Consider the following 1,204-nt stretch of genomic DNA (forward strand, 5'->3'; position numbering starts at 1 on the left):
CAATGTCATTAAGTTAAGAAATTCAAATACAATTCTGTATTTGGGTTTCTTTTTTTATGTGCTAAACTGATAGTTAAGGAGGTACTTCCCATGATAAAACAGATAAAAGCCCACTTGAATAAGAGTATTCAGAGTATCCTTAGTCAAAAAGTTGAGCTCGTCAAACAAGATGAACAGGCCTTTACTCGTAAAAGAAGGTTATCACTAGAAACCATGATTCGTACCATTCTGGGAATGGGAGGAAAATCACTGTCAAAAGAATTACTAGATGCTAGACTGACAGTTTCAAATTCAGCCTTTGTTCAAAGACGCTATCAGATAAAATCTGAGGCTTTCTATACCTTATTTAAAGAATTTACAGCACCTATTCCACTTAACACCAATCTTCCGATATTAGCTGCAGATGGAAGTGATATCTGTATTCCTCGAAATCCCATGGATACAGAAACCTCTATCCAAACCCAAACGGATGTTAAATCCTATAATCTCATACACATAAATGCCCTATACGACTTGAAGACTGGAGTGTATAGAGATGTTTCTATTCAAGACAAACATAGGCAACATGAGTGCTTAGCTCTGATTCAGATGATGGAGGCTTCTCCCTTTCGAGAAAGCTCTTGTTATCATGGATAGAGGCTATGAAAGTTACAATCTTATGGCTCATTTTCAAGAAAAAGGATGGCTTTATATCATCCGAATTCGAGATGGAAAACAATCCATGCGTTCCTCCTTCAACTTGCCAAATACAGAGTGTTTTGATCAAAACTTTTCTCTAAAATTATCACGAAAGCAAACCAATCAGCTCAAAAAACTTTATCGTGATTTCCCCAATGACTATCATTTTATTCCACACAATTCTACTTTTGATTTTCTTCCAGAAACAAGTCAAAAACATGACCCTGTTGAACTATACCAACTTCCTTTTCGTATGGTGCGTTTAGAAGTGGAAGAAGGAAAATACGAAACTTTAGTGACAAATACAGATTATTCAGTCCAACAATTAAAAAATCTCTACGCCAGCAGATGGGGCATAGAGACTAGTTTTCGTGACCTGAAATACAGTATTGGCTTGGTCAATTTTCATGCCAAAAAGAAGGAAGGGATTCTCCAAGAAATCTTTGCCCGATTTACAAATTTTAACTTTTGTCGTTGGTTAACCTCGCAAGTTGCCATCGACAGTAGTCACAAAAAACAAAGATAT

At 36.3% G+C, this 1,204-nt stretch carries 1 pseudogene; it reads left to right on the forward strand.

Annotated elements, in window-relative coordinates:
* Positions 1-90: 90 nt before the first annotated feature.
* Positions 91-1,204, forward strand: a pseudogene (locus QM374_RS10705) (IS4 family transposase); the annotation flags it as partial.

The organism is Streptococcus infantis, assembly GCF_047465525.1.
In the GTDB taxonomy this organism is placed as follows: Bacteria; Bacillota; Bacilli; order Lactobacillales; family Streptococcaceae; genus Streptococcus; species Streptococcus infantis_R.